Origin of the sequence: Paraprevotella xylaniphila YIT 11841 (assembly GCF_900683745.1) — a bacterium.
Taxonomy (GTDB): domain Bacteria; phylum Bacteroidota; class Bacteroidia; order Bacteroidales; family Bacteroidaceae; genus Paraprevotella; species Paraprevotella xylaniphila.
Map to the genome: position 1 here is coordinate 3954422 of NZ_LR215980.1, position 24091 is coordinate 3978512.

Below are 24091 nucleotides of genomic sequence, written 5' to 3' on the forward strand. Positions count from 1 at the left end.
GCTTCTTGATTATTGGGCAGTTTTCGTTTGCTGTTTCTTTTCGTTTGTCTCAGCCGTGGCTACGTGCACTTTCATGCCGGGGGTCAGCTTATGGTAACCTTCGGTGACAAGCTGTTCGTTCGGAACCAGGCCGCGTTCCACTACGACGTGGTTCCCGAATTCCGGTCCTAATTCGATGAAACGCCGTTCCACGGTGGAGTCTTTACGCATGACAAAGACGTAAGCCCCGCCTTTTTCGATAATAAGTGCCTTTTGCGGGACCACCGTGGCCTTCTCGCGGACATCAAGCAGGGCTTTGACTTTTGTGAACTGTCCCGGCAACAGCACGTGGTCCGGATTAGGCATTTCCGCACGTACGGAGAAGGTGCCGGTCCGCGGGTCTACTTGGGGTTCCGCAAAGTCCACCAATCCCTTGAAAGGATAGGTCGTGTTGTCCGGCAACGTGATGGTGACGGTAGGCTGCCAAGAGCGGTTCTGGTCCTTTTGCCCGATATTTACGTTACGTTCCTTGCTCTTGAGGTAGTCGAGGGCGGTCATGCTGAAGTCCACCAGTACCGTATCGCTCTTGACGATAGTAGCCAACAGCGATTTGCCGCCGCTGCCCACCAAAGTACCCAAGTCTACATGCCGCTCGCTGATGTGACCGGAGATGGGGGAACGCACGATGGTGTAGCCCAGCTCTTGTTCCGCTTGGTCCAGATCGGCTTGGCTCATTCCCACGCTAGCCACAGCCGTTTCGTATGCTGCCACGGCATTGTCCAAATCCAACTGGCTGGCTGCATTTTGTTCGTACAAGGGCTTGATGCGGTCCAAGTCGCGTTTGGCCTTTCGGGCTTGTGCCTCGTCTTTTTTTAATTGTGCACGCGCTTTGTCGGCTTTGGCACGGTATTGTCGTTGGTCGATGACAAAAAGAACCTGGTTGCGGCTGACGTACGTGCCTTCTTCAAATAACATGTTCTCCAGGAAACCTTCCACACGGGCACGTACTTCCACGAACTGTTGGGCACGTATGCGTCCTACGTATTCTCCGAAGATTTCCACATTTTGCTGCTCCACGGGCATGACGGAGACCACCGGAATTTCGGGGGCCGGTTGTTTCTCGCGGGTCAGAATCCAGTATACGCCTACCACCAATGCGATGCATATAAAAGCATAAAGAAACTTCTTTTTCTTAAATCTCAATTCTTTCTTGTTCAATGGATATTTCATTTCATAATGGGTTGGATGTTCAAACGGTATAGGATAATTCGGCTGCAAAAGTAGTTTGTTTTATTGCATTTTGCCTAATAATAAATATGAAAAAAGACTAATCTTCCGGATTATCACTATCTTTGCACCGCTTTTCAGCTTTTTTATTCCTATGATGCAATACGTTAAAGATTTGACCTGCGGTTCTATTCGCGGACAACTGGTGAGACTGGCTCTTCCCGTCATGGGCTCGTCATTTGTCCAAATGGCCTATAGTTTTACCGATATGGCTTGGGTAGGAAGCTTGGGTAGCAAATCGGTTGCGGCTATTGGGGCAGTCGGGGTGCTGACTTGGACGAGTAATTCCCTGGCTCTTATCAACAAGGTTGGTTCGGAGGTAAATGTCGGCCAGTGCATAGGTGCACAGCGTATGGATAAGGCACAGGCTTATGCATCGCATAATCTGACGTTGGCTTTGTTGATTTCCATAGTATGGACTACATTAATCTGGACGTGTGCTACTCCGTTGATAGGGATATTCGGGATGGAACGTGATGTGTCGCAATTGTCAGTGGACTATTTGCGGGTGGTATCTACGGCTTTCCCTTTTATTTTTACGTCTGCTGCTTTCACCGGGATCTACAATGCTTCGGGGCATACGCAGGTTCCTTTTTATGTAAATGGAATAGGATTGGCACTCAATATGCTGCTTGACCCGCTTTTCATTTTAGGTCTCGACATGGGGATTTTGGGGGCAGCTTGGGCTACTTGGATTTCTCAGGCTACGGTTTGCCTGATGTTTTTTTACGTATTGATGAGGAGGCACCGGTTGTTCGAAGGTTTTCGGATATTGGTTCCGTTGCGTTTGCCTTATGTACCTTTAATCTTCAAAGTCGGGTTGCCGGTGGCTTTGTTGAATATCTTTTTCTCTTTGATTAGTTTGTTCATGGGGCGTACGGCATCGGCAGAGGGAGGATATTTGGGGGTAATGACTTTGACGGCCGGTGGGCAGTTGGAAGCCATAGCTTGGTACACCTCACAAGGATTCAGCACTGCACTGGGTACCTTCGTGGCACAAAACTATGCGGCCGGATGTGAGGAGCGTATCCGCAAGGCGTTTAAAATGACGTTGGGGATTACGGCTGCCATAGGTATCGGATGCACGGCCTTGTTTTATGTAGGCGGCGAATGGATTTTTTCCCTTATTACACCGGAGCAGGATGCTTACCGTGCCGGAGGGCTTTTCTTGAAAATAGATAGTTATTCCATGATTTTTATGATGCTTGAGATCACTACGCAAGGTGTTTTCTACGGTACCGGGCGTACGGTGCCCCCGGCTTTGGTCAGTATCACCGGCAACATGTTGCGCATCCCTCTGGCTTTGCTTTTAGGACATTGGGGATGGGGGATAGCCGGCGTATGGTGGGCCATCAGTATGTCCAGTATCCTGAAAGGCTGTGTCTTGTTCGGTTGGTTGGTTTTGCGGCGCCATGTGCTCTTGACCGGCAGTACGTTGAGACCCCGTTCTAACTTGCTATCCTAACCAAGTGTGCATCCTTTCGCGGATGGCGTTCGATTCACTGAGCAGTTGGATGAATTTGAGGGCCGAGTGCTTCCGGTAGGTGTGCTTTAAGGTGTGGATGCATCCTTCCATCTCATATTCCTTGACATCCAACGGGATGGCTTTGACATCCGTTTCGTCGTGTATGGTGGCTTCGGAGAGTATGGTCACCAGATTGCTTTTCTTAATCAGTTTCAGCAGGATATTGACTTCGTTCAGTTCCACACGGACTTTGAATTTGTAGTCGCGTTCGGAAAACACTTGGTCGAATGTGTTCCGGGCCTGCAAGCCTTTGCTAGGCAGGGCGAATTCATATTTTTCCAGTTCGCTGAGTGTCACTTTCTGTTTTTGGGCCAAAGCATGGTCGGAACGCACGATGACCGACAGGTGGTTGTCGAAGAGGATGTGCGATTCGATCTGTTCGTAACGGCGTGTGGGCTTGAAGGCCAATACGAAATCCACTTCTCGCTTGACGAGCATTTGCATCAGTTCCGTCATGGTCTTGTAGAAAATGTTCAGTTTCACTTCGGGGTACAGTTTCATGAAAGCCAACACAGTTTCCGTCAGAATCGGGCTGAACGAATAGGTCACGCCGATGTTTAGCGTGCCGGTGAGCAGTTGTTGCAGGTCGCGTATGTGCTCTTTGCACGTGTCGGCGGCATACAGGGTTTCTTTGGCGTATGGCAAAAGTTCCGCTCCGGCTTCGGTCAGCGTCACTTCATGGCTGTTGCGTTGGAAGAGTTGTACGTCCAACTCGGTTTCCAGTTGTCGGATTTGCTGGGATAATGTACTTTGTGTGATGTACAGCCCTTTGGCGGCTTCGGAAAAGTTGAGTGTTTCGGCTGCTTTGACGAAATACCTGAGTTGTCGTAATTCCATATTGTCGGTGATTAGCGTGTGGCTTTAAATGAAGTGTTCTTGAACAGGAAGATGGGTAGCGTGGCTCCTACGACCATTCCCAATATAATAAATGTGCAAGTCAAACCGTTGTAGGACAACAGATAGAAATAGTGGTTGAAAGCATGTTCTTCCTGATAGGTCAGGCAGAGCAAAAGAGCTTCAATCGTACGGTAGGCGTACATTCCCGGAATCATGGGTAGCAGTGCAGGGAAGGAGAAGGTCTCCGCCGGGCATTTGGCACGTGGAGCCAGAAACACTGTCAGTACGCCGATGACCAACGACGCGATGAAGCTAGCACTGATGAGGTGCATCTCACCGTAAGCGTTGTGGGTGAGGACATACCGTGTGGCGTGGCCCAAGGCCGCTATGAGGGCACAATACTTGTAAGCCTGACGCGGAGGATTACTGATACTGGCAAAGCCGATGGCAGCAATCGCCGCAAAGAATCCGTCCTGAAGAATATTGAAGAGATAAGTCATCATCGTTAAAGCCATTTGATATTCATGAGTAATAAACCGCCGCACAAGCCGGCCGACAAACAAGCGGTCAGTACCATGGCATTCATGAAACGGCTGAATGAACTGATATAGTGGCCGTCCAGAAGGTCGCTTACGGAGTTAATGTAAGGAATGCCCGGTATCAGGTACAGGACACTGGTGCCAAGGGCGATTTCCGGTGTATCGCTGAGGTCGAATACGTAACCCGCCGCACCGATTACGGAAGAGAAGAACGCGCAGCAGAAGAAAACGAAACGTACGTCTTGCCTGTCTTCCAACATGACCTGTTTCAGTTTGTAGCCTGCCAATGTCCCTGTCAGTACGATGGCCATGGCTATGAAATCTCCTCCGAACAGACGGCAAAATGCCATGTTGGCCAAGGATGCCAGTATCCACACCATCCAAGGATTGGCCGGTCGGGTCTGCACGATGGCTTCAAAATTCCGTTGGGCCTCTGCGAAACCTATTTTCCGGTCGGCTATCGCCCAACTTAATTTGCTCAGTTGGGTATTGATGTCGAAACTGATGCCCGTATGATGCAGCCTTACGATATTGCTGTACGAGTGGCTGCGGTCATCGTTCCACACTGTCATGTGTATATGAGAGGGCAAGATGGTCATTTCCGATACCATGTTCCATCTGTCGGCCATCCGTTTTACATTCTTTTCTATACGGATACATGTGGCACCGCATCCTAAGAGCCATGCGGCGTAGTCGGAAAGAAAGATGCATGCATCTTTCGGCGTTGCAGGAATATCCGTCTCTGCAATGAGTGCCTCTTTATGATTCGTCGTCGTCGAATTCGTCATAGATATTGTTTTCGTTTCCTATTTCAAGAATCTTGCTGTCTCCCGTTTCCTTGCGCACCTTTTGGATGCTTCTGAAAATAAAAATCAAAAATAAGCAACCTACGGTTAAAATCCAAATGGTCATCTGATTATTCATGTCTTTTTTCTTTTTGGTACCGCAAAAGTAGGCGGTTTGTCGTTCTCCGGAAAGTTTTCGTTCGCGAAAGTTTCGATAGTGGCTATCGCATTTGCCGAGTCTCTGCCATCGGTGTTTATTATGGCAAAAATGTCCCGCCGGTATTGGGCGAAGCGGGAAAAAAGCGTATTTTTGCGGGATAAACAGGAATATTTATGCATAGCAGAGAAGAAAAATTAGAGGCTTTCGGGCGTTTCCTCGACGTGTTGGATACGTTGCGCGAAAAGTGTCCGTGGGACAGGAAACAGACGAACGAGAGTTTGCGGCCGAACACGATAGAGGAAACCTTTGAGTTGTGTGACGCCCTGATGAAAGACGACAAGAAAAACATTTGCAAGGAGCTGGGCGACGTGCTGTTGCACGTGTGTTTCTATGCCAAGATTGCCAGTGAGACGGGGGATTTTGATATAGCAGACGTGTGTGACAAGTTGACGGACAAACTGATTTTCCGCCATCCGCATGTGTACGGCGAAGCGCAGGCAGACACGGCAGGCCAGGTAAGCCAGAATTGGGAACAAATCAAATTGAAGGAGAAAGACGGCAACCAGAGCGTGTTGGGTGGCGTGCCGGAAGCTTTGCCTTCGCTCATCAAGGCTTACCGCATTCAGGACAAGGCTCGTAATGTCGGCTTCGATTGGGAAAAGAAAGAGGACGTATGGGGCAAGGTGAGGGAAGAGCTTGGCGAATTGCAGGCAGAACTGGCTCGGGGGGACAAGGAGAAATCCACCGATGAGTTCGGCGATTTCCTTTTCAGTGTCATCAATGCCGGAAGGCTTTATCATATCAATCCTGACAACGCCTTAGAGCGTACGAACCGCAAGTTCATCCGGCGGTTCAATTATGTGGAGCAACATTCCATCCGCCAAGGACGATCTTTGAAGGATATGACCTTGGGAGAAATGGATGCGCTTTGGAACGAGGCGAAAGAAATGGAGAAACGGGGCGACTTGTAACGCCCCGTTTCTTATAATACTTGTACGACTATCCGTTTATATGCCGTCAGTGCCGGCGTGCCCCGGTCGGTCAGGGAGAGAATGACGTGCAGGGACTTTCCGGATGCCTCTGCCGGGATCTGTATGCGGCATTTCGGGGAATCCCCGTTTTCCATGTTTACCTTACCCTTATACGTACTGGGTTCGGCATAGATTTCCCAACGGAAATCCAACGGATTCCCATCGGGGTCGTAAGATGCGGAAGCGTCGAATTCCATATCACGGCCTGCCTTCACCTTTTTATATATGCAGTTCATGTCGTCATGCCCGTCCACAATGGCTGTAGGATGGTGGTTGACGGCGGAATATTCGCTTGTGGTAGTCCATGCCATGCGTGCAGCGAAGTCGTTCCATATTTCCTGTTGCCATCTTTTTATAGCCTCGCCTCCTTCGGCTGCGCTGACGTACATGCAGTACGGATCGTATTGGCTTTCGTTGTTCCCGCTCCGGGTGATGAAATCCATACCTCGCACGTTCTTGGCCTTGTAAGTGGAAAAGCGTCCGCCCCATCCCCCGAAAGTAGGTTCTTCGGGGACATTCAGCCCGTTGGCATATACGTAAAGGAAAGATGGCGAATCTCCTTCAAACACCCACTCCTTGTCGGGATAGTATTTCCCGAACGGGCTGTGGCTTTGTATGTTTTCCCTGACCCACGTGTCCGATGGTGTCCATCCGTAAACCGCTTTGTTACGGATGTATAAGATACCGGGATAGTTCTTGGCAATCCAAGCACCAGCGTCGTCCTGTCCCAACACATCATAGATGCGGATTTTACGTACGAACCTTTCGATGTCTTCGGGGGAGCGCGTGTGCGTCACAGTCCAAAGTGCCTGAGCCACAGTGTTCATGCCGCCCCAAGCGGCAATCCATACCGGTCGCAGGTCCTCCTTTTTGTCCACGGCTTCGATGATGAGTTCGGAGCCGGGAGATGCTTTGCCGTCTCCCACGCCCGCCATATTGGATGTCTTTTGGCCTTGCCGGATGACGGAGCAGAGGTAGCCCGGTTCAGGATAGCCTTCCGCATGTTTTTTCAAGCGTGGCAGGACTTTTTCAAATTGCCCGACAACTTCATGAATTCGGTCCACCTTGTCCGGCATGTCCGACCAGACCTGCGAGCTGATCAACCCTTCGATGTCTATCGCATTGGAACATACCAGAAGATGAATCATCGACTGGGTATCGTCCGGGTCCGTGCCCCCGAGGTCTGTGGTGACGATGAGTCTTTGCTTGTCCGGACACGTCCGTGCGTTACGGCAATGGCATGCAGAGGCGGAGGCGGCCAATAGTAATGCGAACACCGTTTTCAGGCATATTCCGGGTTGAAGTTTTAACGTAGATACATACATGGCATTCAAATGATGTTTTTTGTTTATATTGTTTTTCCTGTCCTTTCGGTACGTTGCAAAGGTAAGCGGTATGGGATTATCTTGTTTTCGGCTGCGTTGCATATTTTTTGTTTAAAGTAACTTTTTGTGCTTTTTTGAGAGGCAAAAATCATCTGCCTTACAACGTGAAATCGTTCTGCGCCAAACGAAAAATCAATCGCAGGAGATTGAAAAATCGTTTGGCGCAGAATGAAAATCCAATATCTGAAGACGGTTCGGAGTGTGTCTGAACCCTACTTTTAGCTTAAGATTATCTGCAACTTCGAAGGTGAAGTCAGAAGGGGAAAAGCAAGGGCAGTACGAATATCATGACGATGCCCATAATGATTTGCAGCGGCAATCCGACTTTGACGTAATCCATGAAGGTGTATTGGCCGGCCGGCATGACCAATGCGTTGGGAGGAGTGGAAAACGGAGACGCGAAACACATGCTGGCACCGAGGGTGACGGCAAACAGGAAAGGGACAGGGCTGACACCAATCTGTTGCGCACTTTGCAAAGCTATGGGAGCCAACAATACGGCCGTCGCTGTGTTGCTGATGAACATGGTCATCAGGGAGGTCGTGAAATAGATTCCGGCCATGAGTGCCAAAGGGCCGTAACTGCCCAGTCCGTTGACAAGGCTGTTGGATATGAACTCGGCTCCTCCCGTTTTTTCCAAGGCTAACGACATGGGAAGCATGGCGGCAATCAGCACGATGCTTTCCCAATTAATGGTTTTATAGGCCGCTTCCACATTGCGGAAACATCCGGTCAGCACCATCAGGATACCGGCTATCATGACTGCCGTGACGGGGGCTACGGGGATGAAGTCGAATACCATCATGGCGACCATCAGTATCATGATGGCTGCTGCCAACGGGGCTTTGTAGTCCAGGGTCACCTTGGCCGCTTCGTCAAGCGGTTCTCCCAATACGACCCAGTCTTCATCCTCTTTGCTCAACCGCGAGATGTCGCTCCATGTACCTTGTATGAGTAGTACGTCGCCGGAGTGGATGCGAAGGTCTCCCAAATCCTGCAACAGGTATTCTTTCTTACGGCGGATACCCAATACGTTAACATTGAATTTGTCTCTGAAGCCTATTTCTTTAATCGTGCGGTTGACGATCCTTGAGGCCGGCATTAAGACGATTTCTGCGATGCCTATGTCATAGAAATCCAGCGAACGGTCTCTGCGTATGTCTTCCGAAGCCCGGCCGTCAAGGATTTCCAACCGGTGTGCTACAGCCCAAGTGTGTACTTGTTCGAAATCTCCTTTGACATATAGGATGTCTTCTGCTTGCAGGATGGTGTCCGGCTCGGCCAATTTTTGCGTGATGGTTTTCAGGAAACGGTGTTGCGATGCCTCTCCTCTCCGTACTTCCAGGATGTTCAGCCCGTATCTGCGGCGTATGTCCAGTTCTATGATGGTTTTGCCTTTCAGCGCGGACTGTGCAGGGACTCTTAACCGGAAAAGGTTGTCGGAGAGTCCGTACTCATGTACTAACTCTTTGAGCGACTTTCCCGAATGCTTGCCTGTGCGGCTTTCTGTACCTCGCTTGGATAAGAACATTTTGCTGAGTGGCAGCAGGACTATGGTACCTGTAACTACGCAGATAAGTCCTACGGGAAGAAATGAAAAGAAAGAGAGGTTGGGATAGCCCGCGTCTGTCAGCGTGTTCTGTATGACGAGGTTGGGAGGCGTGCCGATTAGGGTCATCATGCCGCCCATACTGCTGGCAAAGGCTAGCGGCATAAGTAGCCGGCTAGCGTTCATGTGGGGATTGGATGCCGCCAAACTGACGACAATCGGGAGCATCAGGGCCACGGTACCAGTGTTGCTGACGAAAGCGCCGATGGCCGAGGTGACAGCCATGATGAGGATGAACAGGCGTAGCTCGCTGTTTCCGGCCAGTTTGAGAATGCGCGAACTTAGCATTTTGGCCAGGCCGGTCTGGAAGATGGCTCCTCCGACGACAAACAGGCCCACCATCATAATGACTACGGAGTTGGAGAATCCCGACAGGGCTTCTTCCGGAGTGAGGATCTGGAATATCAGCAGGGCTACTAAGGCGCATAATGCCACGATGTCGGAACGTATTTTTCCGCTGACAAAAAATATGGCGGAAAGAATCAAGATGCAGAGGGTGGTCAGCATGGATGAAAACATGTTAGGGTTTATATCATATATCTTCTTCAAAGTTACGAAGATTAATCTGTTATCGGGATGGGGAGGGGGCTTTTTTATGTATTCTTTAGATATGGACTTGAAACGAAAAAGCACAGCCTTGCGAGCTGTGCTTACTTTTGCTTGGACTTGTCCGGCCGGTTGCTGAACTTACGTAACATGCGACGGTGGAAGCGGTCTTCGGCCTGCATCGCTTCATGTACTTTCCGGGCCGGAATCGCTTTGCACATTTTTTTGTAGTAAAGGTCTTCCAGTTCGGCCGACTCAATCTTTAATTTATTGATTTCTTTGATGAGGTTATAGTAATCTTTGTCTGTCGCATGGGCAGGGAGGCTTCTTTTTTTAAGTTCCCTGATTTGCCAGTTGATGCCCCGTTGTTTGTCATGAAGTTCGTGGAAAATCGGGAAAAAGGCCGTGGCTTCGGTCGGAGTCAGGCAGGCTTCACGTACGATGAAACTCTCCAGACGCTTCACAAAATCTTGAGGAGAGAACTGTCTTTTGGGCGGTTGGGCCATGAACTGTATGTGACCGAGTACCCAAAACAAGACGAACATGGGCAGTATTTTTCTTTTCATCTGGTTTTATGTCTATGAATTAATACACATCTGTCAAATATAGGGCGATTTCGTGGTTGCTGACCATGGCGTAATCGAGAACGTCATCCATATAAATGTCTTCGGTTTCTATGGTCTCTCCATATTGTGCCACAGGGCTTTCACTGTGGGGGTGAATTACGGACCGGAGATAATATGTTCCGAGAAACATGGCACCGCATAGGGCGGCGGCCACTGCATACCATAGCGTGCGTATGCGTGTTCGTCGGCGGGAGGGCATAGAGAGAACAGGCTTCATTTCCTTCTCCGGCAATTTGCTCATCAATTCGGACGTAAACTGCTCGAAATACTCTTCCGGAACCTTGAACGGGTTGCCGGAACCGTATTTTTTTCGGATGAAATCTTCTTCTTTCATAATTGGCATTCCTTTCTTTGTATATTTGATATTTCCGGATTCAAAAGGTTTAATCTTGGGATTTAAAAAAATCGCATATTTTTTTCACGGCATGGTGGTAGGAGGCTTTCAAGGCACCTACGCTGGTGTCTAATATGCAGCTCATTTCTTCGTATTTCATTTCTTCGTAATACTTTAAATGGAATACGGCGCGTTGCTTGTCCGGCAAACTGGCGATGGCTTTTTGCAACTGAAGCTCCGTTTCGTTTCCATCGAAATATTCGTCGGCCGTCAGTTGGCTGACGATGGCCGACGGGGCATCGTCCAGTCCGGTCGTGTCTTTTTTCCGTTGTAGGAAGTTCAGGGTTTCATTGGTGGCAATACGGTAAAGCCATGTACTCAGACGGGCATCGCCGCGGAAAGTGTCTAAATTGACCCATGCTTTGATAAATGTATTTTGCAAAATGTCATTGGTGTCGTCATGACTGTATACCATACGGCGGATTTGACGATACAGCTGAGGGCTGTAAAGGTTCACCAATTGTTCAAATGCTTGGCGTTGATGTTCCGGTTGGTTCAGCCGGTGGATGAGTGAAGTTTCCTCCGTAGAATTCATGCTCGTACAAGTCGTTGTTTAGATAGGACACCCGGAAGGGAAGATGGTTTAAAAAGCTTCTAACTTTTTGAGTAAAATTTCATCATAACCGTATGGGTCGGGACTTTCTTCCCATCCGCCGTCGGGTTTCGGATAGAGGGTGTAATAGTCTATGACGACAGGTATGGAAGGATCGAAACGTTGTATGCCTACTTTCAACGGTTCGCCTTCTTTTTTTTCTATGGGAATAGATGAATTCAACGGAGGTAGTCCGATAGCTTCCCGAAGTCTGTTTACTGTTTTTTCTTCTGGTGTATCTAATAAAAAGACAGCCAGTTCGAGCGGTTTTTCTATTCGGATACATCCGTGGCTGATGGCTCTGTTTGTGCGCTTGAAAGCCTGTTTGTTGTTGGTGTCGTGCAGGTAGATGGAGAAATTGTTGGGAAACCTGAATATAAGTCTTCCCAAGGAATTACCTTCTCCGTTATCTTGGCGTACCCTGTAACGGCCACTGGTAAGCATGTCGGCCGTGACTGCTGCAGGAGGTAGTTCTTCTCCGGTTTCTTTACTGAAAATACGATAACGGTTGCGTGAGAAATAAGCCTCGTTTCCTGCATGTCGAGGGGCTATCTCCTTTTTTACAATGCTGTATGGGATGTTCCAATATGGATTCATGTCTACCCTTTCGATACGGCTTTGCAACATGGGGGTTTTACTTTTGGGGCTGCCGATGCATATTTTCATGTCCAGATATTCCGGCTTCTTTTCGTCTACGGCATAAAGCTTCGCGGCAGCCAGGTTGACCCATACGTACTTGTCGTGCGCGGCGCGAGGGGTTCGCCAACGGCTCCGTTCGATATTGATGATGGCTTTACGGCGTGTTTCTGGATTTTGCGTTTGCAGGCAAAGGTTTGTCAGTTGGTAGTATAATGGGTTATCGGGTTGTATGTCCCGGAAAAAATCGGTAAAGTTCCCGTCTTTCAGTATAGAGAGGGCTTTATGGATGAATTCTTGATTCGCGCTTTCCGTCTCGGTGTCATACAATCGGCGAAAAGGAGCTTTTTTCGTTGTGTCCGTTTGTTCTAACCGGTTGAAAATATAGTTCGGTTGGACGTATCCGAAGCGTTGTCCGCATACGTATCTGAGATAAGCTTTCGTAAGCAGGAACTCGGTACGTCCGAAAACGGAATTGATGTTGTTTTCGGTGTCGAAATCCAGTTGACGGATTCGTCGCAGGTTCGTTTGAAGCTCGGATATATAAAAATTACTTTCCCGTAGACCGGCCAAAGAAGCCTTTTGGAGGTAAGTCAGTAACGTATCCGCTTTTTCATCTATGCCCGAGCGGGTAATCCAAAGGAAAGGAGCACTGGAGGCATAGTATTTACGGGTATGCTCGTCTGCATACATTTTGAGAGGAAGTAGCCGCAGGCTGTCGATTTCATGTCGTATTTTCCGACTGGACAAACTATATTCCCGTATGTTCCAATCTGCAAAATCGTCCAACTGGATGTTGATGTTTGCATTTCTTTTCTCTTCATGGCATGAAATGATAATCAGACCGAAGAGGAAGAGATTGAAAAAACGAGAAAATCCCATTACATGAATTAGCGGATGGAAATCTTGCGCACTACTTTATTAACCTTTAATATATAACAGCCTTTCTTCAGAGATAAGTCTACTGTTTTTTCGTTGCTGTCAATTCTTATTGTTGCCACCTTAGTACCTGTCAGGGAGAAAATCTCCAATATGCTTCCGTTGGCGTTATAGACTGATAAAGTAGAGCCTTTCACGACTATGGATGTGGCCGAAAGTTCTGTCTCCGGCTCGTTCTTCTCTTCTTGCGCCCAACAAACTCCTGCGGTATTCAGGAGGAAGGTCGTCAATATTAAAAGAAGTGTCTTTTTCATCATAGTCTTATTCTTCATTTATTCTAATGGTACAAATATAGGTATTCCTAACGGAAGAAACAAATTTTATTGTGTGAAAAACGATTTTTCCCTTCGTTAAATTTTTATGAGAAGATTTTCCCTTGCAAGGATTGTCGGTTCAAATATGCTTTGGGCTTCTTTCAGGAGTTGGCTTTCGTCTTCGTACCGTGCCGAAAAATGACCGATACAGAGCTTTTTGACTTGGCTGTCCCGTGCGAGTGTGGCTGCCTGTAGGGCCGTGGTATGGAATGTTTCTTTTGCCCTTGCCAGGTCATCGTGCGAGAACGTGGCTTCATGAAATAATAAATCTGCTTTTTGGATATATTGGGCAAGTTCCGGTAGATAGCACGTATCCGAGCAATAGGCGAAAGAGCGTGGAGGGTCCGATGGTTCGGTAAGCCGGTGGTTGGGGACGAGTGTGCCGTCTTCCGTAGTCCAGTCCATTCCGTTTTTGATGTTATTGATTTCACAGATCGGGATACGGTAGAAATCGATCATGTCTCGCCGGATGTGTGGCAGAGTGGCTTTCTCCTGAAACAGAAAACCGCAGCATTCAATACGGTGGCGCAGGGGGATGGAGTAAACGTAGACGGAGCGGTCTTCATGAATCAAAGTATGGCGCGAGGTATCTACGGGGTAGAACTCAACACGGAAATCTAACCCTTTACAAAAAAAGCTCAGCAGACTTTGCAATATGGGGCCGAATGCCGCCGGGGCATGTACGTATAGAGGCGCTGTACGCCCTAATAAGCCAAAAGTAGAGATGAGGCCTATTAAACCGAAACAGTGGTCGCCGTGCAGGTGGGAGATGAATATATGGTTCAGCCGCGAGAATTTAAGCCGCGAACGCCTCAACTGCAGTTGTGCTCCTTCTCCGCAATCAATCATGTATAATTTTTCGCGGATGTTGATGACCTGTGACGTGGCGAAGTGCCGTGTGGTAGGTAGTGCAGACCCGCATCCCAAAATTGTCAATTCAAACTTTTCCATGCCTTCCGGATATGAGTTTCATTGTACAAAAATACATAAAAAAGGGCGATGAGAAATAATCATCACCCTTTCTTTCGTATTTTTTCCTATTTAGGAATGTGGCTTATTCGCCTTTTTCCATTTGGGCTTTCAATGCAGCCAATGCGTCGATGTCACCCAAGGTGGTAGCAGCTGCTTGGTTTTGAATCACCGGAGTTTCTTCTTTTTTCGTACCTTTCTTGGCGCTGTTAGTTGTTTTTTTGGCTTCTTTAGCTTCAGCGCGCTGTGCATCTTCGTAGATACGGCTGTGAGACAAGATGATACGTTTGCTTTCCTTGTTAAACTCAATTACCTTGAACTGCAATTTTTCGTTCAGTTGAGCCTGGCTGCCGTCTTCCTTCACCAAATGTTTCGGAGTAGCAAAGCCTTCTACACCATATTCCAATTGGATTACAGCGCCTTTGTCCAACATCTCGACGATAGTACCTTCGTGAATAGAGTTCACCGTGAATACGGTTTCAAACACATCCCAAGGATTCTCTTCAAGTTGCTTGTGACCCAAACTCAAACGGCGGTTTTCTTTGTCGATTTCCAATACCTGAACCTCGATTTCTGCGCCAATCTGCGTAAATTCAGACGGATGCTTGATTTTCTTTGTCCAAGAAAGGTCGGAGATATGAATCAAACCGTCTACGCCTTCTTCTATCTCGACAAATACGCCGAAGTTCGTAAAGTTGCGTACTTTGGCCGTATGTTTGGAACCTACGGGGTATTTCTCTTCAATGTTTTCCCAAGGGTCGGCTTTCAGCTGTTTGATGCCCAAAGACATCTTACGTTCTTCACGATCCAAAGTCAGAATGACAGCTTCTACTTCGTCACCCACTTTCATGAAGTCCTGTGCAGAACGCAAGTGTTGGCTCCAAGACATTTCCGATACGTGGATCAAACCTTCTACGCCCGGAGCGATTTCGATGAATGCACCGTAATCGGCCATCACGACAACTTTGCCTTTTACTTTGTCACCTACTTTCAAGTTCGGATCCAAAGCGTCCCAAGGATGCGGAGTCAGCTGTTTCAGACCCAATGCGATACGCTTCTTCTCGTCGTCGAAGTCAAGGATAACCACATTGATCTTCTGGTCAAGCTGTACCACTTCTTTCGGATCGCTCACGCGTCCCCAAGAGAGGTCGGTGATGTGGATCAGACCGTCTACGCCGCCCAAGTCGATGAAGACGCCGTAAGAGGTGATATTCTTAACGGTACCCTCAAGTACCTGTCCTTTTTCAAGCTTGCTGATGATTTCTTTTTTCTGTTGTTCCAATTCGGCTTCGATAAGAGCCTTGTGCGAAACAACGACATTCTTGAATTCCTGGTTGATTTTAACGACCTTGAATTCCATAGTCTTTCCTACGAATACATCGTAGTCGCGAATGGGTTTCACGTCGATTTGTGAACCCGGCAAGAATGCTTCAATGCCGAATACGTCCACAATCATGCCACCTTTCGTACGGCATTTGATGTAACCCTTGATGATCTCTTCATTTTCGAGGGCTTCGTTCACACGATCCCAAGAACGGGTAGCGCGTGCCTTCTTGTGAGAAAGGATGAGCTGTCCTTTCTTGTCCTCTTGGTTCTCGATGTAAACCTCGACTTTGTCTCCGACTTTCAAATCGGGATTGTAGCGGAATTCGCTCATCGGGATGATGCCGTCTGACTTGAAGCCGATGTTCACCACCACTTCACGCTTGTTCATCGCGATAACCGTACCGTCAACCACTTCATGGTCATTTACTTTGTTTAAAGAGCCTTCGTAGGCCTTTTCCTGAGCTTCGCGGCTCTCGTTCACCAGAGTGTCACCGCTTTCATAAGCATTCCAGTCGAAGTCTGCCAACGGTGCTACGTTCTTTAATTCTGCCATTTAATTAATTGAAAATAATAAAATTAATAATGTTAGACATTATGTTGTATATAATCGGGCGCAAAGTTACAATAAAAGGTATAAATATGCAATTAAAAAGGCAAGAAAATGAATGTATTTCTTGTTTTTGTTTGTATCTTTGCAGCGTCATTTATAATCATCTAACATGGGAAAGATTAATTGTATAGGTATTTTGACTTCCGGAGGAGATGCTCCCGGAATGAATGCCGCTATCCGCGCTGTTACGCGTGCCGGGATAGCAGCGGGTTTGAAGGTAAAAGGTATATATCGTGGTTATGAAGGATTGATTAACAACGAAATTCAGGAATTTACGACAGAGAATGTGAGCAATATCATCCAGAGGGGAGGAACGATTCTGAAAACGGCTCGCAGCAAGGAATTCCTTACGCCGGAGGGGCGTAAAAAGGCTTATGACAACATGGTGGAACAGGGTATTGATGCCTTGATTATCATAGGGGGTAACGGTTCGCTTGAAGGTGCACGCATTTTTGCTGAGGAATTCGATGTGCCCTGTATCGGTCTGCCCGGCACCATCGACAATGACCTGAGCGGGACGGATTCCACTATCGGTTACGACACGACGTTGAATACCATTGTGCAGTGTGTAGACAAGATTCGTGATACCGCGACTTCGCACGAACGTATATTCTTCATCGAAGTGATGGGGCGCGATGCCGGTTTCCTGGCGCAGAACAGTGCGATAGCTAGCGGGGCGGAAGCTGCCATCATTCCCGAAGACTCTTCCAATGCCGACCAGTTGGAACAGTTCATCAGCCGGGGTATTCGCAAGAGCAAGAGTTCCAGTATGGTTATCGTGTCCGAAAGCCCCAAGTGCGGTGCCATGTATTATGCCGACCGGGTGAAGAAAGAATATCCCGAATTCGACGTGCGCGTGTCTATTCTCGGGCATTTGCAGCGTGGCGGCTCTCCGAGTGCTTACGACCGTATTTTGGCTTCCCGTTTGGGGGTAGGCGCCATTACGGCTTTGCGCGAAGGGCAGCGTAACGTGATGATCGGCATCAAGAATGATGAAGTGGTGTACGTACCGTTCTGCAATGCCATCAAGAGCGACAAGCCGGTGAAGAAAGAGTTGATAAATGTATTGGGGATTTTGTCCATTTAAGGAACGGGCAAAGCCATATTATAAAAAAAGTGTAACGGGAGCGAGGTCGGCAAGACTGGCTCCCGTTATTCTTTTGAAAGGCTCATTCTTCTTTCATCATTTCAAAAAAGCGGTGGATGGTGTCCCGGTTCACCGCTTTCAGTACGGCAGAGCCGTCACCGATAATTACCGTGTCGAAGAGAAAAGACAAACTGTTGAAGCCGGACGGGTCTTTGCTGATGCACTGGTTGTAATAGTCCGATGCGTTTCTGCCGTTCGGGTCTTCGGGACGGCCTTTTATGTTGCCTAAGTAATAGTTCCCGTCGAACGTGTTACGGGTGGAGCGGTTCAGGCGGATTTCTGATTCCTGCGGGACGAAGAATACATTTTCCCGGAACACGGTAGAGTCCGCATAGCCGTCCCATGAATCGGACGTGATGATACTGCGGTCGATGAACGGCTCCGTTTTGGGGTTGACATGCAAGAGGTTCCGTTGTACCAATGTGTTTTTGCAAGGACCGGCAATGTGGATGTTGGCCGAGAATATTCCGCTACGGGTCGCACGCGGGCGGATAGCGTCATTGATGCTCACATTATATTGCACCGCGCTGCCTTGGTTGCCTGCACCGTGGTACGTGCCTGAATTGCAAATCAGGACCAGTCCGCCGTCGTTGTCGTGGCTATAGTTGTATTGTATGGTCGTGTTGCGGCAGTTGTAATCCGAGTCGAATCCTTGTGCGTCCCATGGGGCCTTATGGTCGCTCACTTCGTTGAACTGCATCACGGTGTTGTCGCAACTCCAAGGCCAAAAGCCTGCGGCGGCCTCGCTGTGGGGCAATGTGCCCGGGCAGTTGCGCATCAGGTTGTATTCTATCAAGGCTCCGTCGCATCCGATGGGGACGATGCCGTCGCCCGGGACTTCCTCTATCAGGTTTTTGCGTATGACGGTACGTGTGTTGGGATGCCAATGTTCGCGGTCGCTGTAACCGGACCAGATGATGCCGTTCCGCTCGCACCTCCGGATGATGCAGTCTTCCACCCGTAATCCGTCGAACGTGGAGGGCGTGTCTTTACCCCGGTTGACGATGAGTATGCCCGAACCTCCCCCTTTCTGTTTGATCAGGCTGCCGTTCACGTCGTGGATATGGAGTGCCCGGAGCACGATGTCGTGCGACACGCCATAATCTTCGCAGAGCACTTTCACGCCCGTGCGGTTCGCCATCCTTTGCTTTCCGGTGTTCACGACCTCCAGATTCTCTAAAGTGAGATAGTCTGAATTGCGCACCAAGACCGTGTACAGCGACGAGTCCGGGGCTTGGATGCAAGGTTTCCTGCCTGTGCCGTAAGCACCGATTACGACCGGACGTCCTGCCATCCCCTCGGCCGACACTTCCAACAGCCCGTTGAATGATGAGTTCCTGCGCAATAATAAGGAATCGCCGGCATTCAGTTGTATTTCTTTCGTCCGCGACAGGCTTTTCCAAGCCGTCTTTTCGCTCTTTCCGTCGGCGCGGTCATCACCGTTTTGCGCGTCTACGTAATAGTTTTGTCCCCCACGTGGTTTGGACTTGGCATGGGAGGGGACGGAAATGTTTCCGGCCACTCCCAAGAAGATAAGAAGGAATAAAGTTCTCATTATATGATAAGGTTAAGGAACATTCGTAACCATACGGGTCATTTCAGCCATGTGGCCCGTTTCCACACATATTCCAACGGGCCGTGGTCGTGGTGTTTCATCCACCATTTGCAGAAAGAAAATTGCAGGACGAAGAACGCCATTCCGGCCAACAGGCTGGCCGTAATGCCCAAATCGTCGTGCAAGGAAAAGCCCCAGTTGTAATAAAGCATGGCTCCGGCAATGCTTTGGGTGATGTAGTTCGTCAGGCTCATCTTGCCGTATGGGATGATTTTGCTCATGAACGCTTGCATCCGGGTGCGGTAAAAGGCCATGAGCCCGCCCGAAACCAGTACCAACATGAAAGCGAATTTATACAAAGAGCTTACCACAAGGTTCAGCGGGGTCAATACGGACGGATTGCTGATGAAGTCGGGCAGCATGTTGCCAAGCCCGTACAGCGGGAAAAATGCAACTAAGGCTCCGCAAAGTATCTTGTTCCACACTTTCAGGTTTTCTTTCAGGAACAAGCCCCGTCGGCCGATGAGCAGTCCGAAGAGGAATAGGGCCGCCGTCTGGAACACGCGTCCGTTGTCCCAGGCCCAAGCCAGACTGGCCAGTTGTCCCTCCCAAAGGTTCACGCGTACGGTTTCCCAGAACGTGCCGCCTTGTTGTACGGCGAAAGTTTGTGCCCATAAATGTCCGGTGGGTACGGCCGGAGTGACGAATGCCGGGTCGCAGGCCGCCCGGATGGCGTAGTATAAGGGCAGGGGCTGGATGAGCAGGACGCAGGCCAATATCAGCAGCCACTTGTCTTTCAGACGGCAGGTGAGCGGAAGGATGAAGCCCACTAAAGAGTAGAGCACCAACACCTCCGCCGTAAAGAACGAGGCGTTCAGGTTGCCGAAGAGGAACAGCAGGGCGAGCCGCCAGCAAAACCGTCCCCTGAAATCTTTTCCGCGCAGCCGCTGGTTGTCGTATTGGATGAAGAAACTGAAACCGAAGAGCAATGCGAAAACGGCATAGGCTTTCCCGCCAAAGAGGAAGAACATGCCGTCCCAGATGGCTTTGTCGCTGAAGTTCAGCCATTCGCTTTGTCCTGCCGTGTCGGGGAAGGAGTAGAAATTGAAATGTTCGATGGAATGTAGCAGGATGATGCCCATTACGGCTATTCCGCGTAATACGTCAGCCACGTCCACGCGTGGATGTCTTTTCATGGTGTTTTGCATGTTTTTTCCTTTTTGCTTTGTATGTTTTGCAAAAATAGGGATTTTTTTCATCTATACCAACAAAAATAATCTTGCGGAGATTGAAAAATCGTTTGCAGCAGATTGAAAAATCAATTTCAGCCAAACGATTTTTCATTTGGCGCAGAACAATTTTAAGAATGTAAACGATTGATTTTCAGTGGTGCTTTTGAGCGGAAAAATGTTGATAAACGATGCTTCTGTAAGTGGCTGAGGGATACTGTGGAACTCCCCGTAATCTTTCTTTTTCCGACTACAAAAAAATATCCCTACTTCACAGTAAGGATATAAAAAAAGGGTCAGCGCTCTGACCCAACCTTTGTTAACCTTAAATCTAATACTATGAAAAACACGATGCAAAGTTACGGACTTTTTTGAAATAAACAATAGGTGGGAAATGAAAATGGTTGTATTTAACGTTTTTTATAAACAGGGCATCTTGTTTGCTGTTTCTTAGCCGTTTTTCCGAGGTCTATTGGGGGATGAAAAAAAGTCCATCTCTTGGTAAGAGATAGACCGACATTTAAAATATACTATTTTACAGCCATTTAAAAAATACAAAGTTTAGAAAAACATCGCATTTCTTAGATTTTTTCATACAGTTACTTGGCGTTATCTGGCTTTTTACCTACATTTGCAAACGGTAGTCTATCTCTTACCAAGAGATGGACCGCTATTGGTAATATAAAATAATAGTAACGCAGGAATATGATAAGAATGGTCCGTAGTTTGATGAAAATATGGCTCGTTACGTATATGGCCTGTGGCTGTGTGGCCTGTCGGAGTAATAAAAAATCGCATCCCTTAGAAGGGGAAGTCGCTGTGTCGGTTCCCTGTTTGCGAGATATGGGTATCGTACGTCCGATTGCCGGATGGAGTCGGGGGGATAGTAATATGACCCGGTTTAAATATCGTGACGGACGGATAGTCGGAGGCTACAGTACGGAATATGGTACTTTTATAGTGGAGACGCATCCATTGGCGTTTCGGGTTTTCACGAAAAAGAAGTCCGTAGCCACCGGTCGTGTCCGCGAGGTTTGTTTCAAGCCCGTTCGTGTCGCTCCGGAAGGCCATGTGGTTTATATGGAATTCAACGGCATGGAGCAAGAGACGGCAAACGGTGGAAAAGCCCGTCCTTTTAGGGGAGAGGTATCGGCTTCTTACGACTCCGAGGGACATATAACCGAGATGAACTACCATCGTGAGAACAGTTCGGGCTACAGGGAAACCGGCGTGGCGCGGTACACTTGGAAGGACGGGAATCTGGAGACGGTGGTTTCCGATGTTTCCCATACGAACAATCTATACGAGAGGCATGAGATTTATACTTTTGGCTATGACATGCAGGATTCCCTGAAGTTAAATCCCGGTATCTACCTCCAAGAGATGAATTGTTTTCCGGGGCTTTATGATTTTATTTGGTATGCCGGACTGTGGGGGAAAACCACCTGTCGCATTCCGCAGACGGTCACATACGAAAAGGTGGGAGACGGAGAAAATCGCAGCGAAACGCAATCTATCACTTTTATCCTCAGGCCGGAAAAGAATGCTGCGATATTGTCTTACGGTGGAGTTCCGCGCTTTTCATTCGATTACTTTCCCGTCAGTTGCCCCTGAGCGGTGGTCCCGTTGTCGGCCTCGGTTGGTGACGGGACCTTTTTAAAGGGATAAAAGAAATACGGGTCGCTTCACAGCGACCCGTATTTCTTTAGTTTTTTAGGTATTAGTTTTGTTTAAGGTAAAAAGATTGTTTTCAGGATAACGCTGCAAAGGTAAGCGCATTTTTAGGTGCGTGCAAGTAAAAAAACATGCTATAAAACATATTTTGCGAAAAACACTGCATTTTCCTTAAAAATCTTTTAATCTGCTTTGTCTTTCAGTTTTTGCCGATGGTAATTTACCATCCGGTCTATCGGTTCTTTGAGGATGTTTCCTATCCGTATGTCGTATATTCCGGCAGCCTCCTCCAGTTCTTGGTGGAAAATGGCGGCTATGCTGCCCACGAAGTGTACGGCAAGCGATCCGGGGTGGTAAGCCATGATGTTCCGTTCAAAGAAGGCTTTGAAGCAGTCTGTGAGTATACGGTGGGCGTCAGGGTGGGTACGGTGGGTTTTCAGGAAAGGTGTGAAAGAAGCTAAGAAACGGTTGGCTTCCGGTTCTCGGTACACTTTCCGGATGATGTCAGCTTCGTCCCATCCGTAGCTTTCCGCCAGCTTACGGCTTAGTTCTTCGTCTAAAAGTCCTTTGAGCCAGTCGCCTATCAGGCGTTTGCCTAAAGCTGTGCCGCTGCCTTCGTCCCCTAAGATGTATCCCAACGGAGACACATGTTGCACAATGTCCTGTCCGTCGTAACGGCAGGAATTGGAACCGGTGCCCAAAATGCAGGCAATGCCGGCTTCGTGTCCGCATAAGGCCCGTGCAGCCCCCAACAGGTCGGAATGGACTTCGGCTGTGGAGCGGGGGAAGAGTCCGGTAAGGGCCTGTCCCATCTTGTCGCAGACGGAAGGCAGGCATCCCGCACCGTAATAATAGATATGGGTTTCCGTTTCCGGTCCTTGGAGATGGGGGGCCAACCGGGGAAGCAGTTCCGTTTGCAGGATTTCCCGGATGGCGGGAGGTTCCAACAGGGCAGGGTTGAGTCCACGCGTACGGAAAAGCTGAGGCTCCCGATGGGGAACTGCCAGGCACCAGTCGGTTTTTGTGGAGCCTCCGTCGGCCACCAACAAGGCTTTCCGTAGGTTATGCTTGGTTTCCATGATGTTCTTTTTTCCCGAATTCCGGGTCTATTTTCAGCAGTGCTGTGACGCCGACCGTCACCAAGCAGCAGGCCATTACGATAAGGAAGAAGTGGAAGTATCCCACGGCTTCCTGCAATTCTCCGGCCACGGCGCCCGGCAGCATCATGGACAGGGCCATGAAAGCCGTGCAGAAGGCATAATGCGAAGTCTGTTGTTCCCCTTGCGAATAATATAGGAGGAACAGCATGTAGGCAGTGAAGCCAAAGCCGTAACCGAATTGCTCAATGAATACCATGGCGTTGATAAGCAAGAAATTCGTAGACTGGAAGTAACTCAGATAGACATATACAAGGTCTGGTAGCGTGATGCTCCATACCATCGGCCACAGCCACTTTTTCAGCCCGTTGCGCGAGGCGGCTATACCGCCTATGATGCCGCCGAGGGTCAGGCCGAGTACGCCTACCGTTCCCTGTACGAACCCTACTTCCTGCGTGGAAAGCCCCAGTCCGCCTTCGCTGACGGGTTTAATCAGGAACAGGTTGGAAATCCGGATGAGCAACGCTTCCGGCAGGCGGTAGAAAAGCATGAAAAGGACGGCGGCCACAGGCTGCGGTTTCCGGAAAAACGATGTGACGGTGAGCCAAATGTCTTTCCACAGGCTGCGGGCCGACACGGCTTTTCGTGTCCGGTCGCAGTCGGGGCGCGGCAAGTGGAAAAAGTGGTAGGCAGTCACGGCAATGAAGAATGCCGCCAGCACGTAGAAAGCGATGCTCCACGAATAGGCGATGCGGCGGGTGAAAGTTTCCAACGTGCCCGCCAACATGATGAGCAGTCCGCTGCCCGCTATGGTGGCGATGCGGTAGAACGTGCTCCTGATGCCCACATACAGGCTTTGCTCGTGCGGGTCGAGCGCCAACATGTAAAAACCGTCGGCTGCGATGTCGTGGGTGGCACTGCTGAAAGCCATCATCCACAGGAACATCAGGGTAAAGACGAGGAAATGGGCGGAGGGAAGCGTGAAGGCCACTCCGGCTATGGCGGCGGCGATGAGGAACTCCATGGCCAATATCCACCATCTTTTGCTTTTGGCAAGGTCGATGAACGGGCTCCATAGGGGTTTGACGACCCACGGGAGGTAGAGTGCGCTAGTGTAGAAAGCGATTTCGGCGTTGGAAAGTCCCATGCGTTCGTACATGACGGTAGAGATGCTCATGACCGTCACGTAAGGCAGTGCCTCGGCAAAGTACAGGGTCGGAATCCATTTCCATGGGTTCCGGCTTGGGGTTTCCGGTGTTTGCCGGTCGTCTATGGCGTAAGGTTTTCTTTTCATAAGGCT

General features: G+C 49.0%; 22 protein-coding genes. 4 read left to right on the plus strand and 18 right to left on the minus strand.

Annotated features, from left to right (window positions below; genetic code table 11):
- Window positions 1–9 precede the first annotated feature (9 nt).
- Window positions 10–1209 carry an efflux RND transporter periplasmic adaptor subunit gene (locus E0E47_RS16455; protein WP_008627032.1) on the minus strand — a complete coding sequence of 400 codons (1200 nt, stop codon included), beginning with the start codon at window positions 1207–1209 and terminating at the stop codon, window positions 10–12.
- Between the two features lie 154 nt (window positions 1210–1363).
- Here E0E47_RS16455 and E0E47_RS16460 point away from each other — a divergent pair, with 154 nt between their 5' ends.
- Entirely contained in the window at window positions 1364–2731 is a 1368-nt protein-coding gene (locus E0E47_RS16460; protein WP_040602813.1) for an MATE family efflux transporter, read from the plus strand.
- Here the strand turns inward: E0E47_RS16460 and E0E47_RS16465 are convergent.
- Genes E0E47_RS16465 through E0E47_RS17400 form a run of 4 tightly spaced genes read right to left on the minus strand, consistent with a single transcriptional unit; the run spans window position 2723 to window position 5091 of the window.
- Window positions 2723–3628 carry a LysR substrate-binding domain-containing protein gene (locus E0E47_RS16465; RefSeq protein WP_008627034.1) on the minus strand — a complete coding sequence of 302 codons (906 nt, stop codon included), beginning with the start codon at window positions 3626–3628 and terminating at the stop codon, window positions 2723–2725. The two genes, E0E47_RS16460 and E0E47_RS16465, sit on opposite strands and share 9 nt — an antisense overlap.
- 11 nt (window positions 3629–3639) lie before the next feature.
- Window positions 3640–4143, minus strand: a complete 504-nt coding sequence (locus E0E47_RS16470; protein WP_130894217.1) for a threonine/serine exporter family protein — start codon at window positions 4141–4143, stop codon at window positions 3640–3642.
- Window positions 4134–4955 (minus strand): threonine/serine exporter family protein, encoded by an 822-nt coding sequence (locus E0E47_RS16475; protein WP_008627037.1) that lies wholly within the window; start codon window positions 4953–4955, stop codon window positions 4134–4136. Before E0E47_RS16475 ends, E0E47_RS16470 begins: the two co-directional genes overlap by 10 nt.
- Complete coding sequence (locus E0E47_RS17400) at window positions 4927–5091, minus strand: hypothetical protein (protein WP_008627039.1); 165 nt, start codon at window positions 5089–5091, stop codon at window positions 4927–4929. Before E0E47_RS17400 ends, E0E47_RS16475 begins: the two co-directional genes overlap by 29 nt.
- A 194-nt stretch (window positions 5092–5285) precedes the next feature.
- On the opposite strand from E0E47_RS17400, the gene mazG reads away from it, so the two are divergent.
- Window positions 5286–6083: a nucleoside triphosphate pyrophosphohydrolase gene (gene mazG / locus E0E47_RS16485; RefSeq protein WP_008627041.1), complete on the plus strand. Its 798-nt coding sequence runs from the start codon at window positions 5286–5288 to the stop codon at window positions 6081–6083.
- 11 nt (window positions 6084–6094) lie between these two features.
- Here the strand turns inward: mazG and E0E47_RS16490 are convergent, their stop codons facing one another.
- From E0E47_RS16490 to rpsA, 9 genes are all read right to left on the minus strand, one after another.
- Window positions 6095–7420 carry a DUF1593 domain-containing protein gene (locus tag E0E47_RS16490; protein WP_232038489.1) on the minus strand — a complete coding sequence of 442 codons (1326 nt, stop codon included), beginning with the start codon at window positions 7418–7420 and terminating at the stop codon, window positions 6095–6097.
- Window positions 7421–7781: 361 nt separating this feature from the next.
- The gene (locus E0E47_RS16500; RefSeq protein WP_040602815.1) at window positions 7782–9644 is read right to left on the minus strand and encodes an SLC13 family permease; all 1863 of its coding nucleotides are present in this window, start codon (window positions 9642–9644) and stop codon (window positions 7782–7784) included.
- A 143-nt stretch (window positions 9645–9787) separates the two neighbouring features.
- Window positions 9788–10249, minus strand: coding sequence for a hypothetical protein (locus tag E0E47_RS16505; RefSeq protein WP_008627049.1), 462 nt, complete (start codon window positions 10247–10249; stop codon window positions 9788–9790).
- 19 nt (window positions 10250–10268) lie between these two features.
- Window positions 10269–10643 (minus strand): hypothetical protein, encoded by a 375-nt coding sequence (locus E0E47_RS16510; protein ID WP_232038490.1) that lies wholly within the window; start codon window positions 10641–10643, stop codon window positions 10269–10271.
- 49 nt (window positions 10644–10692) lie between these two features.
- On the minus strand, window positions 10693–11238 hold the full coding sequence (locus E0E47_RS16515; protein ID WP_008627053.1) for an RNA polymerase sigma factor: 546 nt from the start codon (window positions 11236–11238) through the stop codon (window positions 10693–10695).
- Window positions 11239–11286: 48 nt separating this feature from the next.
- A complete protein-coding gene (locus E0E47_RS16520) occupies window positions 11287–12813 on the minus strand; it encodes a L,D-transpeptidase family protein (RefSeq protein WP_008627055.1) in 1527 nt (508 codons plus the stop codon).
- 8 nt (window positions 12814–12821) lie between these two features.
- On the minus strand, window positions 12822–13127 hold the full coding sequence (locus E0E47_RS16525) for a T9SS type A sorting domain-containing protein (RefSeq protein WP_232038491.1): 306 nt from the start codon (window positions 13125–13127) through the stop codon (window positions 12822–12824).
- 93 nt (window positions 13128–13220) lie between these two features.
- Window positions 13221–14135 carry a ribonuclease Z gene (locus E0E47_RS16530; RefSeq protein WP_008627058.1) on the minus strand — a complete coding sequence of 305 codons (915 nt, stop codon included), beginning with the start codon at window positions 14133–14135 and terminating at the stop codon, window positions 13221–13223.
- Between the two features lie 103 nt (window positions 14136–14238).
- A complete protein-coding gene (gene rpsA, locus E0E47_RS16535) occupies window positions 14239–16032 on the minus strand; it encodes a 30S ribosomal protein S1 (protein WP_008627060.1) in 1794 nt (597 codons plus the stop codon).
- A gap of 166 nt (window positions 16033–16198) precedes the next feature.
- On the opposite strand from rpsA, the gene pfkA reads away from it, so the two are divergent.
- Window positions 16199–17176: a 6-phosphofructokinase gene (pfkA, locus tag E0E47_RS16540; protein ID WP_008627064.1), complete on the plus strand. Its 978-nt coding sequence runs from the start codon at window positions 16199–16201 to the stop codon at window positions 17174–17176.
- An 82-nt stretch (window positions 17177–17258) separates the two neighbouring features.
- Here the strand turns inward: pfkA and E0E47_RS16545 are convergent, their stop codons facing one another.
- Both E0E47_RS16545 and E0E47_RS16550 read right to left on the minus strand, forming a co-directional pair.
- On the minus strand, window positions 17259–18791 hold the full coding sequence (locus tag E0E47_RS16545) for a right-handed parallel beta-helix repeat-containing protein (protein WP_130894220.1): 1533 nt from the start codon (window positions 18789–18791) through the stop codon (window positions 17259–17261).
- Between the two features lie 38 nt (window positions 18792–18829).
- The gene (locus E0E47_RS16550) at window positions 18830–19999 is read right to left on the minus strand and encodes a DUF418 domain-containing protein (protein ID WP_172604730.1); all 1170 of its coding nucleotides are present in this window, start codon (window positions 19997–19999) and stop codon (window positions 18830–18832) included.
- Window positions 20000–20911: 912 nt separating this feature from the next.
- On the opposite strand from E0E47_RS16550, the gene E0E47_RS16560 reads away from it, so the two are divergent.
- Window positions 20912–21634: a hypothetical protein gene (locus E0E47_RS16560; protein WP_232038492.1), complete on the plus strand. Its 723-nt coding sequence runs from the start codon at window positions 20912–20914 to the stop codon at window positions 21632–21634.
- Window positions 21635–21876: 242 nt separating this feature from the next.
- On the opposite strand, the gene E0E47_RS16565 is transcribed toward E0E47_RS16560, so the two are convergent.
- Window positions 21877–22773: a hypothetical protein gene (locus E0E47_RS16565; RefSeq protein ID WP_021980689.1), complete on the minus strand. Its 897-nt coding sequence runs from the start codon at window positions 22771–22773 to the stop codon at window positions 21877–21879.
- Window positions 22757–24085 carry an MFS transporter gene (locus tag E0E47_RS16570; RefSeq protein WP_008627079.1) on the minus strand — a complete coding sequence of 443 codons (1329 nt, stop codon included), beginning with the start codon at window positions 24083–24085 and terminating at the stop codon, window positions 22757–22759. Before E0E47_RS16570 ends, E0E47_RS16565 begins: the two co-directional genes overlap by 17 nt.
- Window positions 24086–24091 lie beyond the last annotated feature (6 nt).

Coding starts and splice junctions, on each gene's coding strand:
- E0E47_RS16455 (WP_008627032.1), bottom strand. CDS start 1,209: ATGAAATATCCATTGAACAAGAAAGAATTGAGATTTAAGAAAAAGAAG.
- E0E47_RS16500 (WP_040602815.1), bottom strand. CDS start 9,644: ATGCTGACCACCCTCTGCATCTTGATTCTTTCCGCCATATTTTTTGTC.
- E0E47_RS16515 (WP_008627053.1), bottom strand. CDS start 11,238: ATGAATTCTACGGAGGAAACTTCACTCATCCACCGGCTGAACCAACCG.
- E0E47_RS16545 (WP_130894220.1), bottom strand. CDS start 18,791: ATGAGAACTTTATTCCTTCTTATCTTCTTGGGAGTGGCCGGAAACATT.
- E0E47_RS16465 (WP_008627034.1), bottom strand. CDS start 3,628: ATGGAATTACGACAACTCAGGTATTTCGTCAAAGCAGCCGAAACACTC.
- rpsA (WP_008627060.1), bottom strand. CDS start 16,032: ATGGCAGAATTAAAGAACGTAGCACCGTTGGCAGACTTCGACTGGAAT.
- pfkA (WP_008627064.1), top strand. CDS start 16,199: ATGGGAAAGATTAATTGTATAGGTATTTTGACTTCCGGAGGAGATGCT.
- E0E47_RS16550 (WP_172604730.1), bottom strand. CDS start 19,999: ATGCAAAACACCATGAAAAGACATCCACGCGTGGACGTGGCTGACGTA.
- E0E47_RS16525 (WP_232038491.1), bottom strand. CDS start 13,127: ATGATGAAAAAGACACTTCTTTTAATATTGACGACCTTCCTCCTGAAT.
- E0E47_RS16565 (WP_021980689.1), bottom strand. CDS start 22,773: ATGGAAACCAAGCATAACCTACGGAAAGCCTTGTTGGTGGCCGACGGA.
- mazG (WP_008627041.1), top strand. CDS start 5,286: ATGCATAGCAGAGAAGAAAAATTAGAGGCTTTCGGGCGTTTCCTCGAC.
- E0E47_RS16570 (WP_008627079.1), bottom strand. CDS start 24,085: ATGAAAAGAAAACCTTACGCCATAGACGACCGGCAAACACCGGAAACC.
- E0E47_RS16520 (WP_008627055.1), bottom strand. CDS start 12,813: ATGGGATTTTCTCGTTTTTTCAATCTCTTCCTCTTCGGTCTGATTATC.
- E0E47_RS16460 (WP_040602813.1), top strand. CDS start 1,364: ATGCAATACGTTAAAGATTTGACCTGCGGTTCTATTCGCGGACAACTG.
- E0E47_RS16475 (WP_008627037.1), bottom strand. CDS start 4,955: ATGACGAATTCGACGACGACGAATCATAAAGAGGCACTCATTGCAGAG.
- E0E47_RS16505 (WP_008627049.1), bottom strand. CDS start 10,249: ATGAAAAGAAAAATACTGCCCATGTTCGTCTTGTTTTGGGTACTCGGT.
- E0E47_RS16530 (WP_008627058.1), bottom strand. CDS start 14,135: ATGGAAAAGTTTGAATTGACAATTTTGGGATGCGGGTCTGCACTACCT.
- E0E47_RS16470 (WP_130894217.1), bottom strand. CDS start 4,143: ATGGCTTTAACGATGATGACTTATCTCTTCAATATTCTTCAGGACGGA.
- E0E47_RS17400 (WP_008627039.1), bottom strand. CDS start 5,091: ATGAATAATCAGATGACCATTTGGATTTTAACCGTAGGTTGCTTATTT.
- E0E47_RS16510 (WP_232038490.1), bottom strand. CDS start 10,643: ATGAAAGAAGAAGATTTCATCCGAAAAAAATACGGTTCCGGCAACCCG.
- E0E47_RS16560 (WP_232038492.1), top strand. CDS start 20,912: ATGACCCGGTTTAAATATCGTGACGGACGGATAGTCGGAGGCTACAGT.